The sequence below is a fragment of the Thioalkalivibrio sp. ARh3 genome (assembly GCF_000377265.1).
GTDB lineage: Bacteria > Pseudomonadota > Gammaproteobacteria > Ectothiorhodospirales > Ectothiorhodospiraceae > Thioalkalivibrio > Thioalkalivibrio thiocyanoxidans.
This window is the reverse complement of sequence record NZ_KB897957.1, coordinates 1-16620: the sequence shown is the minus strand read 5'-3', so window position 1 is coordinate 16620 and position 16620 is coordinate 1. Positions and strand designations below refer to the sequence as shown.

The 16620-nt window shown below is 63.6% G+C and carries 13 protein-coding genes and 1 tRNA gene; all 14 read left to right on the top strand.

Annotation, left to right across the window (positions count from 1 at the left end; translation table 11 throughout):
- On the top strand, nt 1-969 hold a 969-nt coding region (gene tuf / locus C995_RS0113260), incomplete at its 5' end, for an elongation factor Tu (RefSeq protein ID WP_018865399.1).
- A gap of 86 nt (nt 970-1055) precedes the next feature.
- Nucleotides 1056-1131: transfer RNA gene (locus C995_RS0113255), tRNA-Trp, on the top strand.
- A 39-nt stretch (nt 1132-1170) separates the two neighbouring features.
- On the top strand, nt 1171-1536 hold the full coding sequence (gene secE / locus C995_RS0113250; RefSeq protein WP_018865398.1) for a preprotein translocase subunit SecE: 366 nt from the start codon (nt 1171-1173) through the stop codon (nt 1534-1536).
- A gap of 16 nt (nt 1537-1552) precedes the next feature.
- Nucleotides 1553-2086, top strand: a complete 534-nt coding sequence (gene nusG, locus C995_RS0113245) for a transcription termination/antitermination protein NusG (protein ID WP_018865397.1) — start codon at nt 1553-1555, stop codon at nt 2084-2086.
- 62 nt (nt 2087-2148) lie between these two features.
- A complete protein-coding gene (gene rplK, locus C995_RS0113240) occupies nt 2149-2580 on the top strand; it encodes a 50S ribosomal protein L11 (RefSeq protein WP_018865396.1) in 432 nt (143 codons plus the stop codon).
- Nucleotide 2581: 1 nt separating this feature from the next.
- The gene (rplA, locus tag C995_RS0113235; RefSeq protein WP_018865395.1) at nt 2582-3277 is read left to right on the top strand and encodes a 50S ribosomal protein L1; all 696 of its coding nucleotides are present in this window, start codon (nt 2582-2584) and stop codon (nt 3275-3277) included.
- Nucleotides 3278-3491: 214 nt separating this feature from the next.
- The gene (gene rplJ, locus C995_RS0113230; RefSeq protein ID WP_018865394.1) at nt 3492-4013 is read left to right on the top strand and encodes a 50S ribosomal protein L10; all 522 of its coding nucleotides are present in this window, start codon (nt 3492-3494) and stop codon (nt 4011-4013) included.
- 66 nt (nt 4014-4079) lie between these two features.
- On the top strand, nt 4080-4460 hold the full coding sequence (gene rplL / locus C995_RS0113225; protein WP_018137615.1) for a 50S ribosomal protein L7/L12: 381 nt from the start codon (nt 4080-4082) through the stop codon (nt 4458-4460).
- A 130-nt stretch (nt 4461-4590) separates the two neighbouring features.
- Nucleotides 4591-8670, top strand: coding sequence for a DNA-directed RNA polymerase subunit beta (gene rpoB / locus C995_RS0113220; RefSeq protein WP_018865393.1), 4080 nt, complete (start codon nt 4591-4593; stop codon nt 8668-8670).
- 73 nt (nt 8671-8743) lie between these two features.
- Complete coding sequence (gene rpoC / locus C995_RS0113215) at nt 8744-12964, top strand: DNA-directed RNA polymerase subunit beta' (RefSeq protein WP_018865392.1); 4221 nt, start codon at nt 8744-8746, stop codon at nt 12962-12964.
- A 109-nt stretch (nt 12965-13073) separates the two neighbouring features.
- Nucleotides 13074-13451 (top strand): 30S ribosomal protein S12, encoded by a 378-nt coding sequence (rpsL, locus tag C995_RS0113210; protein ID WP_018862839.1) that lies wholly within the window; start codon nt 13074-13076, stop codon nt 13449-13451.
- 26 nt (nt 13452-13477) lie between these two features.
- Nucleotides 13478-13945, top strand: a complete 468-nt coding sequence (gene rpsG, locus C995_RS0113205) for a 30S ribosomal protein S7 (protein ID WP_018865391.1) — start codon at nt 13478-13480, stop codon at nt 13943-13945.
- A gap of 23 nt (nt 13946-13968) precedes the next feature.
- A complete protein-coding gene (gene fusA / locus C995_RS0113200) occupies nt 13969-16065 on the top strand; it encodes an elongation factor G (protein ID WP_018865390.1) in 2097 nt (698 codons plus the stop codon).
- 45 nt (nt 16066-16110) lie between these two features.
- Nucleotides 16111-16620: GTP-binding protein (locus C995_RS0113195; RefSeq protein ID WP_018865389.1), on the top strand; the 510-nt coding region annotated here is incomplete at its 3' end.

The window sequence follows — 16620 nt, the reverse complement described above, 5'->3', positions numbered from 1 at the left end:
CGTCACTACGCGCATGTGGACTGCCCGGGTCACGCGGACTACGTGAAGAACATGATCACGGGTGCGGCGCAGATGGACGGCGCGATTCTGGTGGTGTCGGCGGCCGATGGCCCGATGCCGCAGACCCGCGAGCACATCCTGCTGGCGCGTCAGGTCGGTGTGCCGTACATCGTGGTGTTCCTGAACAAGGCCGACATGGTCGACGACCCCGAGCTGCTCGAGCTGGTCGAGATGGAAGTGCGCGATCTGCTGTCCTCGTATGACTTCCCGGGCGACGACACCCCGGTGATCACTGGTTCCGCGCTGAAGGCGCTGGAAGGTGACGATAGCGAAGTGGGCGCGCAGGCGATCTACAAGCTGGTCGAGGCGATGGACGGCTGGATTCCGGAGCCGGAGCGCGCGGTGGACGGCGACTTCCTGATGCCGGTGGAAGACGTGTTCTCGATCTCCGGCCGCGGCACGGTGGTGACCGGGCGTATCGAGCGCGGTGTGGTCAAGGTGGGCGAGGAGATCGAGATTGTCGGTATTCGCGACACCCAGAAGACCACCGTCACGGGTGTCGAGATGTTCCGCAAGCTGCTGGACCAGGGCGAGGCGGGTGACAACGTCGGCATTCTGCTGCGTGGGACCAAGCGCGACGAGGTGCAGCGTGGTCAGGTGCTGTGCAAGCCGGGTTCGATCACCCCGCACACGCATTTCGAGGCCGAGGTGTACATCCTGGGCAAGGACGAGGGCGGCCGTCATACCCCGTTCTTCAATGGTTATCGCCCGCAGTTCTACTTCCGTACGACGGACGTGACGGGTTCGGTGGAGCTGCCGGAAGGCACCGAGATGGTGATGCCGGGCGACAACGTGAAAATGACTGTGTCGCTGATCAGCCCGATCGCGATGGAAGATGGTCTGCGCTTTGCGATCCGCGAAGGCGGCCGCACCGTCGGCGCCGGCGTCGTATCCAAGATCATCGAGTGATACAGTAGATAAGTTGAACGATCGACCGCGAGAGGCGGCGCCCGGTGCGTCGTCTCTCGCGTTTGTTTCTTGTCGATTCGATTTTTAGGCCAGTAGCTCAATTGGCAGAGCAGCGGTCTCCAAAACCGCAGGTTGGGGGTTCGAGTCCCTCCTGGCCTGCCATCTTCACCGATGGCGGCGAGTACCGGGTGATACGTATTCATGAGTGAACAATCGGAACAGACCGGCGGGCTGGATACATTCAAGCTCGCGGTAGTCGTGGCGCTGCTGATTGCAGGCGTCATGGGCTTCTATTGGTTCTCGGACGAGTCCACTCTGATTCGTGTGCTCGGCTTGCTGGCCGTGGTCGGCGTGGCCGTGGGGATTGGTATGACCACGGCGAAGGGACATCAGCTGGCGGCCTTCATGGGCAATGCGCGTACCGAGGTACGCAAGATGGTCTGGCCGACTCGGGTCGAGACCACGCAGACCACGCTGATCGTCATTGCCGTCGTGATCATGGTGGGAATCTTCCTCTGGCTCCTGGATATGTTCCTGGGCTGGGGCATCGGTCGTTTCATCGGATAGGTACAGGATTCTCTCCATGGCACTACGCTGGTACGTCGTACAGGCATTCTCGGGGTTCGAGGCCCAGGTGAAGCGGTCGCTGGAGGAGCGCATCGAGCGTTTCGGCATGCAGGACCACTTCGGTCAGATCCTCGTGCCCACCGAAGAGGTCGTCGAGATGAAGGACGGCCAGAAGCGCAAGAGCGAGCGCAAATTTTTCCCGGGCTACGTCCTGGTGCAGATGGACCTGAACGACGAGGCCTGGCACCTGGTCAAGGCCGTCCCGCGCGTGCTGGGCTTTATTGGTGGCACGGCAGACCGGCCGGCTCCCATCAGTGACAAGGAAGCCGAGGCCATCCTGCAGCGCATGCAGGAGGGTGCCGAAAAGCCGCGGCCGAAGGTGCTCTTCGAAGTGGGCGAGATGGTGCGCGTCATCGACGGCCCGTTCAACGATTTCAATGGCGTGGTCGAGGAAGTGAACTACGAAAAGAGTCGCCTCCTCGTCGCCGTCCAGATTTTTGGTCGCTCGACACCCGTGGAACTCGAATTCCACCAAGTCGAGAAAACCTGACGTACCGACGTCACCACTGCTAATCGGGGAGCCGCAAGGCGCTTGCACCCGAGGGAGTCATCATGGCGAAGAAAATCGAAGCGTATATCAAGCTTCAGGTGCCCGCCGGCAAGGCCAACCCGAGTCCGCCCGTCGGGCCGGCGCTGGGTCAGCGCGGCGTGAATATCATGGAGTTCTGCAAGGCGTTCAACGCCCAGACCCAGGAGATCGAGCCCGGTCTGCCGATTCCGGTTGTGATCACCGTCTATTCGGATCGCAGCTTTACCTTTATCACCAAGACGCCGCCTGCGGCGATCCTGCTGAAAAAGGCCGCGGGTGTGCAAAAGGGTTCCGGCGAGCCGAACACCAGCAAGGTCGGCACCGTGACCCGGGCCCAGCTCGAGGAAATCGCGAAGACCAAGGAGCCGGATCTGACGGCCGCCGATCTCGACGCGGCGGTGCGCACCATTGCCGGCAGTGCCCGCAGCATGGGCCTCGAAGTGGAGGGTCTCTGACATGGCGAAAATGACCAAGCGAATGAAGGCCATCCGCGAGAAGGTCGAGCCCGGCCGTCTGTATCCGGTGACCGAGGCCTTTGAACTTCTGCGTGACCTGCCGAAGGCCAAGTTCCGCGAGTCGGTTGATGTGGCCGTGAATCTTGGCGTCGATCCGCGCAAGTCCGATCAGGTCGTGCGGGGCTCCACCGTGCTGCCGCACGGCAACGGCAAGACCGTGCGCGTGGCCGTGTTCACCCAGGGCGCGAACGCCGACGCCGCGAAGGAGGCCGGTGCCGATGTGGTCGGCATGGATGACCTCGCCGAGCAGGTGAAGGCCGGCCAGATGGATTTTGACGTGGTGATTGCATCCCCGGACGCGATGCGTGTCGTCGGTCAGCTCGGCCAGATCCTCGGTCCGCGAGGCCTGATGCCGAACCCGAAGGTCGGCACCGTGACCCCGGACGTGGCCACGGCGGTAACCAACGCCAAGGGCGGCCAGGTGCGCTACCGTACCGACAAGGGCGGGATCGTACATTGCACCATCGGGGCGGCGGACTTCGACTCCAGCTCGCTGGCGGACAACCTGAACGCGCTGCTGGCGGATCTGGTCAAAATGAAACCGGCGACCTCCAAGGGTCAGTACGTCAAGGGCGTCACGGTTTCCACGACGATGGGGCCGGGCGTGAAGGTCGATCAGGCCTCGCTGGCCCTGTAAGAAGAACTTTGGTTTTTGGTCGGCTGTCGCGCAAGCGGCACGCCATCCAAGACCGCAGGTGCCGCCCCGTTCGCGGGGCGGCTTAATCCAACAGCCTGCGCAGATGGTGTCACCCGATTCAGGAAGTACCTGCGACGGGAGCACCGAAGTGCCGGGTACGCCCGGTTTCACGACCGCCTTCGGGTGGTCTCACTAGAGGAGAGTCAACGTGGCTTTGAATCTCGACGACAAGAAGGCGATTGTCTCGGAGCTGGCTACGGTTGCTGCCTCGGCGCATTCCGCGGTCGCCGCGGAATACCGGGGTCTCTCGGTCGCGCAGATGACCGACCTTCGTCGGCAGGCCCGCAATTCCGGGGTCTATCTGCGGGTGGTGAAGAACAACCTCGCCAAGCGTGCCATCGAGGGTACGGATTTCGCGTGCATGCAGCCCGAGCTGCAGGGCCCGCTGATCCTGGCCTTCAGCGAGGAGGAGCCGAGCTCCGCCGCGCGCCTGGTGAAGTCCTTCGCCAAGGAAAACGAACAGCTGAAGGTCCGGCTGGTGTCCTTTGGTGGGCAGCTGATGGGGGCGAACGACATCGATCGCCTCGCCAGCCTGCCGACGCGTGAAGAGGCCCTTGCGCAGCTTCTCGCCACCATGAAGGCGCCGCTCGACAAGTTCGCCCGCACGGTGAACGAAGTCCCGGGCAAGCTCGTGCGTACCGTTGCAGCAATTCGTGACCAGAAGCAGGCAGCCTGAACCTCATCAAGCCGTTTCTGAGCAAGTACTGAATGAATACGGGTGTCCCCCGTTAGGAGAGTAAAAATGGCCGTTTCGAAAGAAGACATCCTGGAAGCCATCGGCAACATGACGGTCCTGGAAATCGTGGACCTGATCAGCGAGATGGAAGAGAAGTTCGGCGTTTCTGCCGCCGCTGCCGTCGCGGCTGCCCCGGCCGCCGCCGGTGGTGGTGAAGCCGCTGCCGCCGAAGCCAAGGACGAGTTCGACGTCGTCATGTCCAGCTTTGGCGAGAACAAGGTTGGCGTGATCAAGGTTGTCCGTGGCCTGACCGGTCTGGGCCTGAAGGAGGCCAAGGAAATGGTCGAAGGCGTGCCGGCGACCGTGAAGGAAGGCGCGGCGAAGGAAGAAGCCGAGAAGATGAAGGCGGAGCTGGAAGAGGCTGGCGCCACCGTCGAACTGAAGTAAAAGGCGCTTGCGCCTGTTGTTTTCGTGTACATCACGAAGCCCTGAGGCTGGCGGCCTTCTGGTCGTCAGCCTCAGCCCGTGGTGGCGCGTGTTTTTTCGCGCGTTGTTCAGTTAGCCGCCGAGGTAAGCCATGGCCCTCAGTTATACCGAAAAGAAACGTATCCGCAAGGACTTCGGGAAGCGTCCCCAGATCCTGGACGTCCCGTATCTGCTGGAAACCCAGTTGACCTCCTACCGGGATTTCCTGCAGTCCGACAAGGGCCCGGACGCGCGCGACGCGCTGGGCCTGCACGCGGCGTTTCAGTCGGTCTTCCCGATCGTCAGTTATTCCGGTCATGTCCAGCTCGAGTACGTGAGCTACCGCCTGGGCGAGCCGCTGTTCGATGTGAAGGAATGCCAGATCCGTGGCGTGACCTACGCGGCCCCGCTGCGTGTCCTGCTGCGCCTGGTGATCCACGACAAGGAGGCCCCCGCCGGCTCCACCGTGGTCAAGGAGGTCAAGGAGCAGGAGGTCTACATGGGCGAGATGCCGCTCATGACCGAGAACGGGACCTTCGTGATCAACGGCACCGAGCGCGTGATCGTGTCCCAGCTCCACCGTTCGCCCGGCGTGTTCTTTGACAGCGACCGTGGCAAGACCCAGGGCAGCGCCCAGAAGCTGCTCTACAACGCGCGCATTATTCCGTACCGCGGTTCCTGGCTGGACTTCGAGTTCGATGCCAAGGATGGGGTCTACGTGCGTATCGACCGTCGCCGCAAGCTGCCGGCCTCGATCCTGCTGCGCGCGCTGGGCATGGATACGGAAGAGATCCTGTCCACCTTCTTTGAATTCAACCAGATCACCCTCGATGAAGACGGCGGTGAGCTGGATCTGATCCCCGAGCGCCTGCGCGGCGAAACCGCCGTAGTGGACATCACCGACGGCAAGAACGTGATCGTCGAGGCCGGGCGCCGGATCACCCCGCGGCATATCCGCGAGATCGAAAAGGCCGGCATCAATCGCCTGCGCGTGCCGGACGAGTACCTGCTCGGCCGCGTGCTGGCCAAGGGCGTGGTGGACGAGTCGACCGGCGAGCTGATGGCGGCTGCCAATGACCCGCTGACCCAGGAGCTGCTGGACAAGCTGCGCGCCGAGGGCGTGACGTCGGTGGAGACCATCTACACCAACGACTACGACCACGGCCCGTTCATGTCGGACACCCTGCGTCTGGACCCGACCAAGACGCAGCTGGAGGCCCAGGTCGAGATCTACCGCGTGATGCGCCCCGGCGAGCCGCCGACCAAGGACGCCGCCGAGAACCTGTTCTCCAACCTGTTCTTCTCCGAGGACCGCTACGACCTGTCGGCGGTCGGCCGGATGAAGTTCAACCGCCGTGTCGGGCGCGATACCGACGAGGGCCCGGGCGTGCTGTCGCCCGAGGATATCCTCGACGTGCTGAAGGTCCTGATCGATCTGCGCAACGGCAACGGCCGTACCGACGATATCGACCACCTCGGCAACCGCCGCATCCGCAGCGTGGGCGAGATGGCCGAGAACCAGTTCCGTCTCGGCCTGGTGCGCGTCGAGCGTGCGGTCAAGGAGCGCCTGACCGTCGCCGAGAGCGAAGGCCTGATGCCGCAGGAACTGATCAACGCGAAGCCGGTGGCCGCCGCGGTCAAGGAGTTCTTCGGCTCCAGCCAGCTGTCGCAGTTCATGGACCAGAACAACCCGCTGTCCGAGGTGACCCACAAGCGCCGTATCTCCGCGCTGGGCCCGGGCGGCCTGACGCGCGAACGCGCGGGGTTCGAGGTGCGCGACGTGCACCCGACCCACTACGGTCGCGTCTGCCCAATCGAGACCCCGGAAGGCCCGAACATCGGCCTGATCAACTCGCTGGCCGTGTACGCCCGCACCAACCGCTACGGGTTCCTCGAGACCCCGTACCGCAAGGTCGAGGACGGCAAGGTCACCGACGAGATCGTGTACCTGTCCGCGATCGAGGAGAGCCAGTACGTGATCGCCCAGGCGAACGCGGCGATGGACGAGCAAGGACGTCTGACTGACGATCTGGTCTCCTGCCGTTTCCAGGAGGAGTTCACGATCTCGACGACGGACAAGATCCAGTACATGGATATCTCGCCGAAGCAGATCGTGTCCGTGGCCGCCGCGCTGCTGCCGTTCCTGGAGCATGACGATGCCAACCGCGCCCTGATGGGTGCGAACATGCAGCGTCAGGCCGTGCCCTGCCTGCGCGCGGACAAGCCGCTGGTGGGCACCGGTATCGAGCGCACCGTGGCCATCGACTCCGGTTCCGCGATCGTCGCCAAGCGCGGCGGTACGGTCGATTCCGTGGATGCCGCCCGCGTGGTGGTGCGCGTGAACGATGACGAGACCGTCGCCGGCGAGCCGGGCGTGGATATCTACAACCTGACCAAGTACTCGCGTTCCAACCAGAACACCAGCATCAACCAGCGTCCGCTGGTCGCGGTAGGCGACGAGATCGCCCGCGGCGATGTGCTGGCCGATGGCTCCTCGACCGATCTCGGCGAGCTGGCCCTGGGGCAAAACATGATGGTCGCGTTCATGCCCTGGAACGGCTACAACTTCGAGGATTCCATCCTGATCTCCGAGCGCGTGGTGCAGGAAGACCGCTACACCACGATCCATATCGAGGAACTCAACTGTGTCGCCCGCGACACCAAGCTGGGCCAGGAAGAGATCACCGCGGATATCCCGAACGTCTCCGAATCGCTGCTGAACAAGCTGGATGAATCCGGCGTGGTCTATGTCGGCGCCGAGGTGAACCCGGGCGATATCCTGGTTGGCAAGGTCACGCCGAAGGGCGAGACCCAGCTGACCCCGGAAGAGAAGCTGCTGAGGGCTATCTTTGGCGAGAAGGCCTCGGACGTGAAGGACACGTCCCTGCGTGTGCCGTCCGGCATCGAGGGCACGGTGATCGACGTGCGCGTGTTCACCCGCGATGGCGTGGAGAAGGATGCGCGTGCCAAGTCGATCGAGGAAGACGACCTCGCCGCGGTCAAGAAGGACCTGAAGGACCAGCTGCGAATCTACGAGGACGATATCTACGCCCGCGTCGAGAAGCTGCTGCTCAACAAGGCCGCGGCCGGTGGCCCGGAAGGGCTGGGTGACGGCTCCAAGGTCACCAAGAAGTACCTGCAGGGCCTGTCCCGCGACCAGTGGTTCGAGGTGCGCCTGAAGGACGACGCCGTGAACTCGCAGCTGGAGGACCTCGGTCGCCAGCTGCAGGAACAGCACGAGCTGTTCGACAAGAAATTCGAGCACCAGAAGGCCAAGGTCGCCGCGGGCGACGACCTGCCGCCGGGCGTGCAGAAGATGGTCAAGGTCTACGTGGCCGTGAAGCGCCGTCTGCAGCCGGGCGACAAGATGGCCGGCCGCCACGGGAACAAGGGCGTGATCTCGATGATCGTGCCGGAAGAGGACATGCCGTTCCTCGACGACGGGACCCCGGTCGACGTGGTCCTGAACCCGCTGGGCGTGCCGTCGCGCATGAACGTCGGGCAGGTGCTGGAGGTGCATCTGGGCTGGGCCGCGAAGGGGCTTGGCGACAAGATCAACCGCATGCTCGAGGCACAGGCCGAGATCGCGAGGCTGCGCGAGTTCCTGGGCCAGATCTACAACCACCGCGAGAAGAAAGTCGACCTCGACTCGATGTCGGACGCCGAGATCATTGCGCTTTGCCGCAACCTGCGCGGTGGCGTGCCGATGGCCACGCCGGTGTTCGATGGTGCCGAGGAGGCCGAGATCAAGGAGATGCTGCGTCTGGCCGATCTGCCCGAGACCGGGCAGGCCGAACTGTTCGACGGGCGGACCGGCGATGCCTTCGATCGCCCGGTGACCGTCGGCTACATGCACATGCTGAAGCTGAACCACCTGGTCGACGACAAGATGCATGCGCGTTCCACCGGCCCGTACTCGCTGGTCACCCAGCAGCCGCTGGGCGGAAAGGCGCAGTTCGGTGGCCAGCGCTTCGGCGAGATGGAGGTCTGGGCGCTGGAGGCCTACGGTGCCGCCTACACCCTGCAGGAAATGCTGACGGTGAAGGCGGACGACGTGCAGGGCCGCAACAAGATGTACAAGAACATCGTCGACGGCGAGCACCACATGGAGGCCAACGTCCCCGAGTCGTTCAACGTGCTCATGAAGGAGATCAAGGCGCTCGGCATCAATATCGAGCTGGAGCAGGACTGATCTCCTCCGATCCGAATGTGATCCGAAGGGGTGCAGGGCACCCCTCGACCCAACGCTTTGTGAGGCATAGCGAATGAAAGACCTCCTCAATCTGTTCAAGCAGCAGACCCAGCCGGAAGAGTTCGATGCGATCCGTATCGGCCTGGCCTCCGCGGACCAGATCCGTTCGTGGTCGTTCGGCGAGGTGAAGAAGCCGGAGACCATCAACTACCGGACCTTCAAGCCGGAGCGCGACGGCCTGTTCTGCGCCAAGATCTTCGGCCCGGTGAAGGACTACGAGTGCCTGTGCGGCAAGTACAAGCGTCTGAAGCACCGGGGTGTGGTCTGCGAGAAGTGCGGCGTCGAGGTGACCCAGACCAAGGTGCGCCGCGAGCGCATGGGTCATATCGACCTGGCCTCCCCGGTCGCGCACATCTGGTACCTGAAGAGCCTGCCGTCGCGCATCGGGCTGCTGCTCGACATGACCCTGAAGGACATCGAGAAGGTGCTCTACTTCGAGTCCTTCATCGTGATCGACCCGGGCTTCACCACGCTGGAGAAGGGCCAGCTCCTGACCGACGAGGAGTACCTCGAGGCGATGGAGGAGCACGGCGACGACTTCACCGCGATGATGGGTGCCGAGGCCGTGCTGTCCCTGCTCAAGGAGATGGACCTGCAGGGCGAGGCGGCCAAGCTGCGCCAGGACCTGGCCGAGACCGGTTCCGAGACCAAGATCAAGCGTCTGGGCAAGCGTCTGAAGCTGATCGAGTCGTTCCTGGAATCCGGCAACAAGCCGGAGTGGATGATCATGTCCGTGCTTCCGGTGCTGCCGCCGGACCTGCGTCCGCTGGTGCCGCTGGACGGTGGCCGTTTTGCGACCTCCGATCTCAACGACCTCTACCGCCGGGTGATCAACCGCAACAACCGCCTGCGCCGCCTGCTGGAGCTGAACGCCCCGGATATCATCGTGCGCAACGAAAAGCGCATGCTGCAGGAGTCCGTGGATGCGCTGCTGGATAACGGGCGCCGCGGCCGTGCGATCACCGGCACCAACAAGCGCCCGCTGAAGTCCCTGGCCGACATGATCAAGGGCAAGCAGGGCCGCTTCCGCCAGAACCTGCTGGGCAAGCGCGTCGACTACTCCGGTCGTTCCGTGATCGTGGTGGGTCCGACCCTGCGTCTGCACCAGTGCGGCCTGCCCAAGCGCATGGCGCTGGAACTGTTCAAGCCGTTCATCTTCGGCAAGCTGCAGCGCCGTGGCCTGGCCACCACCATCAAGGCCGCCAAGAAGGCCGTGGAGAAGGAAGGTCCGGAGGTCTGGGATATCCTCGAAGAGGTGATCCGCGAGCATCCGGTGATGCTGAACCGCGCCCCGACCCTGCACCGCCTGGGTATCCAGGCCTTCGAGCCGGTGCTGATCGAGGGCAAGGCGATCCAGCTGCACCCGCTGGTCTGTGCCGCGTTCAACGCGGACTTCGACGGTGACCAGATGGCCGTGCACGTGCCGCTGTCGCTGGAGGCCCAGCTGGAGGCGCGCACGCTGATGCTCTCCTCCAACAACGTGCTGTCGCCGGCCAATGGCGAGCCGATCATCGTGCCGTCGCAGGATATCGTGCTGGGGCTGTACTACCTGTCGCGCGAGAAGGTCAACGCCAAGGGCGAAGGGATGACCTTCTCCGACGTGGACGAGGTGCACCGCGCCTACGAGCACAAGCAGGTCGATCTGCATGCGCGCATCACCGTGCGCATCGCCGACACCATGGCGGACGTCGCCGAAGGCGAGCCGCTGCCGTCCATGCGCGTGGAGACCACGGTCGGTCGCGCGATCCTGTCGCGCATCATGCCGAAGGGCCTGCCGTTCGAGCTGATCGACCGCGAGCTGAACAAGAAGACCATCTCCGCGCTGATCAACTCCTGCTACCGCCGCCTGGGCCTGAAGGACACCGTGGTGTTCGCGGACCAGCTGATGTATGCGGGCTTCTACTATTCCACTCGCGCCGGTGTCTCGTTCTGCGCGGATGACATGGTCATCCCCGACGAGAAGCAGCCGATCCTGCAAAGCGCCGAAGAGCAGGTGAAGGAGATCGAGGACCAGTATGCCTCCGGTCTGGTCACCAAGGGCGAGCGCTACAACAAGGTTGTCGACATCTGGTCGCACTGCAATGACCAGGTCGCGAAGGCGATGATGGAGCGGCTCGGCAAGGAGCAGGTCACCAACGCCGAGGGCGAGACGGTGGAGCAGGACTCCTTCAACTCGATCTTCATGATGGCCGATTCCGGGGCGCGTGGTTCCGCCGCGCAGATCCGTCAGCTGGCGGGGATGCGTGGCCTGATGGCCAAGCCGGACGGCTCCATCATCGAGACGCCGATCACCGCGAACTTCCGCGAGGGCCTGAACGTCCTGCAGTACTTCATCTCCACCCACGGCGCGCGCAAGGGTCTGGCCGATACCGCGCTGAAGACGGCGAACTCCGGTTACCTGACGCGCCGTCTCGTGGATGTGTCGCAGGACGTGGTGGTCACGCAGCATGACTGCGGTACCCAGCAGGGCCTGATGATGAAGCCGATCATCGAGGGCGGCGACGTGGTCGAGCCGCTGCGCGATCGCGTGCTGGGCCGTACCACGGCGGTGGATGTCCATCGCCCGGGGACCGACGAGGTCCTGGTCCCGGCGGGGACGCTGCTGGACGAGGCGATGGTCGACAAGCTCGACGCCGCCTCGGTGGACGAGGTGCTGGTGCGCTCCGCGATTACCTGCGAGACGCGCCAGGGCATCTGCGCCAAGTGCTACGGCCGCGATCTGGCCCGTGGCCACGAGGTCAACGAGGGCGAAGCGGTGGGTGTGATCGCCGCGCAGTCCATCGGTGAGCCCGGCACCCAGCTGACCATGCGTACCTTCCATATCGGCGGCGCGGCCAGCCGTGCGGTGACTGTCAGCGCGATCCAGGTGAAGAACGCCGGGTCCGTGCGTCTGCACAACCTGAAGACCGTCACCAACAAGGCGGACAACCTGGTGGCGGTCTCGCGCTCCGGGGAACTGGGCGTCATCGACGACCAGGGCCGCGAGCGCGAGCGCTACAAGATCCCGTACGGGGCGACCATCACGGTCAAGGAAGGCGATGCGGTGGAGGCCGGCCAGGAGGTCGCGACCTGGGATCCGCATACCCATCCGATCGTCACCGAGGTGGGCGGCTACATCCGTCTGGCGGACTTCGTCGAGAACGTCACCGTTACCAAGGAGACGGACGAGTTCACTGGCCTGTCCCAGAACGTTGTGCTGGACCCGAAGAGCCGCTCCAGCGCCGGCAAGGACCTGCGTCCGACGGTCAAGCTGGTCGACGACGACGGCAACGAGGTGTACATCCCGGGCACCGACATGCCCGCGCAGTACATGCTGCCGGCCAACGCGATCTTCAATCTCGAGGACAACGCCCGTGTCGAGGTTGGTGACGTTATTGCCCGTCTGCCGCAGGAGTCGTCCAAGACCCGCGATATCACTGGTGGTCTGCCGCGTGTGGCCGATTTGTTCGAGGCCCGCCGTCCGAAGGAGCCGGCCGTGCTGGCCGAGATCTCCGGTACCGTCTCGTTCGGCAAGGAGACCAAGGGCAAGCAGCGTCTGGTGATTACCCCGGACCAGGGTGACCCGGTCGAGATGCTGATCCCGAAACTGCGCACCGTGAACGTGTTCGAGGGCGAGCGCGTGGAGCGGGGCGAGGTCGTGGTCGATGGCGAGCTGGATCCGCACGACATTCTGCGGCTGCGTGGCGTCACCACCCTGGCCGAGTACCAGGTCCAGGAGATCCAGGACGTCTACCGCCTGCAGGGCGTGAAGATCAATGACAAGCACATCGAAGTCATTGTTCGCCAGATGATGCGCAAGGTGAACATCGCCAATCCGGGCGACACCAAGTTCCTCGCGGGCGACCAGGTCGATCGCAACCGTGTCCTGGAGGAAAACGAGAAGCTTGGCGACGACCAGCAGCCGGCGACCTACGAGCGTGTGCTGCTCGGGATCACCAAGGCCTCGCTGGTGACGGAGTCGTTCATCTCCGCGGCCTCCTTCCAGGAGACCACCCGCGTACTGACCGAGGCGTCGACCCGTGGCGCCCGCGACGACCTGCGTGGCCTGAAGGAGAACGTGATTGTGGGTCGCCTGATCCCGGCCGGGACCGGGCTGGCGTATCACAAGGAACGCCGCCGCAAGCGCGAGCTGGAAATGCCGGAGTTCGAGAGCATCGAGGAGGAGTCGGCGGTGACCGCTGACACCGCATCCGACGCTTCGGGTCCGGAAATTACCGGGGAAGGCTCCGAATAGCCTCCCCTTCTGTTGACACTTCAGGGGGTGGCGATTAGAATTCCGCTCCCTCGACAGGCCGGTCACGGCGCCGGCCTGTCGTTATTTTTAGGCTAGGAGAAAGGGTTTCATGGCCACGATCAATCAGTTGGTACGCAAGCCCCGCAAGCGCCCCGTCGAGAAGAGTGCGGTGCCGGCGCTGCAGGGTTCGCCGCAGAAGCGCGGGGTATGCACCCGCGTCTACACGACCACGCCGAAAAAGCCGAATTCCGCGCTGCGCAAGGTTGCGCGCGTGCGCCTGACCAATGGCTACGAAGTGAGTAGCTATATCGGCGGCGAGGGCCACAACCTGCAGGAGCACTCGGTGGTCCTGATTCGTGGCGGTCGTGTGAAGGATCTTCCCGGTGTGCGTTACCACACGGTGCGTGGCTCCCTGGACACCCAGGGTGTGCAGAATCGCACCCAGGGTCGTTCCAAGTACGGCACCAAGCGCCCGAAGAAATCCTAACCGTGTACAAGAGCGGGAACTGAAACATGTCGAGAAGAGCAGCTGCCCCCAAGCGTCACATCCTTCCTGATCCGAAATTCGGAAGCGAGCGCCTGGCCAAGTTCATCAACACCGTGATGCGCGACGGCAAGAAGTCCGTTGCGGAGCAGGTCGTGTACGGCGCGCTGGACCAGATCGAGTCCAAGCAGGGCGACGGCATGGGTGCGCTGGAGCGCGCGCTGGACAACATCCGTCCGCGTGTCGAGGTGAAGTCTCGCCGTGTGGGTGGTGCCACCTACCAGGTGCCGGTGGAAGTTCGTTCTGTGCGCCAGGATGCCCTCGCGATGCGCTGGGTGGTGGAAGCGGCCCGCAAGCGTGGCGAGCGGACGATGGCGCTGAAGCTGGCAGGCGAGCTGATGGATGCCGCCGACGCCAAGGGCACCGCCGTGAAGAAGCGCGAAGACACTCACCGTATGGCGGAAGCGAACAAGGCGTTCGCCCACTTCCGCTGGTAAAACCGATTTAGAGAGGCTCATCCGTGGCACGCAAGACCCCACTGAAGCGCTACCGGAACATCGGGATCAGCGCGCACATCGACGCCGGCAAGACGACGACGACCGAGCGCATCCTGTTCTATACCGGTCTGTCGCACAAGATCGGCGAGACGCACGAAGGCGCCGCCACGATGGACTGGATGGAGCAGGAGCAGGAGCGCGGGATCACCATTACCTCTGCGGCGACCACCTGCTTCTGGTCGGGTATGGGGCAGCAGTTCCCGGAACATCGGGTCAATATCATCGATACCCCGGGGCACGTGGACTTCACCATCGAAGTGGAGCGGTCCATGCGGGTCCTCGACGGTGCGGTCATGGTGTACTGCGCCGTGGGCGGGGTGCAGCCGCAGTCCGAGACCGTCTGGCGTCAGGCGACGAAGTACTCCGTGCCGCGCATGGCGTTCGTCAACAAGATGGACCGGGCCGGGGCCGACTTCCTGCGTGTGTATGAGCAGATGAAGGAGCGCCTTCAGGCGAACCCGGTGCCGATTCAGCTGCCGATCGGTGCCGAGGACAACTTCCAGGGTGTGATCGACCTGATCAAGATGCAGGCGATCTACTGGGCTGAGGAGAACTACGGGATTTCCTTCGAGTACAAGGATATCCCCGACGAGCTCCAGGCCGAGGCCGAGAAGTGGCGCGAGAGCATGCTCGAGGCCGCCGCCGAGGCCAACGAAGAGCTGATGGACAAGTACCTCAACGAGGGTACCCTCAGCGAAGAAGAGATTAAGCAGGCAATCCGCCACCGCACCATTGAGCTGGAAATCGTCCCCATGCTGTGCGGGTCCGCGTTCAAGAACAAGGGTGTGCAGGCGATGCTGGACGCGGTGGTGGAATACCTGCCGTCTCCGGAAGAGGTCAAGGCCATCAAGGGCGTGAAGGCCGGAACCGAAGAGCCGGTCGCGAAGCACGCCTCGGATGACGAGCCCTTTGCCGCCCTCGCGTTCAAGATCATGACGGACCCCTATGTCGGTTCCCTGACGTTCGTACGCGTCTACTCGGGTGTGCTGAGTGCGGGCGATACCGTGCTGAACACACAGAACAACCGCCGCGAGCGGATTGGCCGTATCCTCCAGATGCACTCCAACTCCCGCGAGGAGATCAAGGAGCTGCGCGCTGGCGATATCGGCGCGGTCGTCGGTCTGAAGGATTTGTATACCGGGACCACGCTCTGCGACCCGAACGATCCGGTCGAGCTGGAGCGCATGGAGTTTCCGGAGCCGGTGATCTCGATCGCCGTGGAGCCGAAGACCAAGTCGGACCAGGAAAAGATGGGTATCGCGCTGAACAAGCTGGCGCAGGAAGATCCGTCGTTCCGTGTCCATACCGATGAAGAGTCGGGTCAGACGATCATCTCCGGCATGGGCGAGCTTCATCTCGAGGTCCTGGTAGACCGCATGAAGCGCGAGTTCAAGGTGGAGGCGAACGTCGGTCAGCCACAGGTCGCCTACCGCGAAACGATCAAGAAGAGCGTCGAGTCCGAAGGAAAGTTCGTGCGCCAGTCGGGCGGGCGCGGTCAGTACGGGCATGTGTGGCTTCGCATCGAGCCGCAGGAGCCGGGTGACGGTTACGAGTTCGTCAACGCCATTGTGGGTGGCGTGGTGCCGAAGGACTACATCCCGGCTGTGAACAAGGGTGTGGAAGAGCAGATGGCCAATGGCGTGCTCGCCGGCTACCCCGTGGTGGACGTGAAGGTCACGCTGTTCGACGGCTCCTACCACGACGTCGACTCGAACGAGATGGCGTTCAAGGTCGCCGGCTCCATGGGCTTCAAGGAAGGCGCGCTGAAGGCCGGGGCCGTGCTGCTCGAGCCGATGATGAAGGTTGAGGTCGAGACGCCGGAAGAATACATGGGCGACGTGATGGGTGATCTCAATCGCCGCCGAGGCCTGGTCAAGGGCATGGAAGACGTCGCGGGGCAGAAGCTGTTGAAGGCCGAGGTCCCGCTGTCCGAGATGTTTGGTTATTCGACCCAGCTGCGCTCGATGAGCCAGGGCCGCGCAACGTACTCGATGGAGTTCGAGAAGTACGCCGAAGCGCCAGCCCAGGTGGCCGAGGCCGTGGCGGCGAAGGCCTCCTGATCCGAATCGCGTAATCCGAAAGAACTGTAGAAAGAGGTTTGAGCTGTGTCCAAGGAAAAGTTCGAGCGTAAGAAGCCGCATGTGAATGTGGGGACGATTGGTCATGTGGACCATGGCAAGACCACGCTGACGGCGGCGATGACGGCGGTGCTGGGCAAGAAGTACGGCAGCGAGGCCCGTGCGTTTGACCAGATCGACAATGCGCCGGAAGAGAAGGCGCGCGGGATTACGATTGCCACGGCGCACGTGGAATACGAGTCTGATATTCGTCACTACGCGCATGTGGACTGCCCGGGTCACGCGGACTACGTGAAGAACATGATCACGGGTGCGGCGCAGATGGACGGCGCGATTCTGGTGGTGTCGGCGGCCGATGGCCCGATGCCGCAGACCCGCGAGCACATCCTGCTGGCGCGTCAGGTCGGTGTGCCGTACATCGTGGTGTTCCTGAACAAGGCCGACATGGTCGACGACCCCGAGCTGCTCGAGCTGGTCGAGATGGAAGTGCGCGATCTGCTGTCCTCGTATGACTTCCCGGGCGACGACACCCCGGTG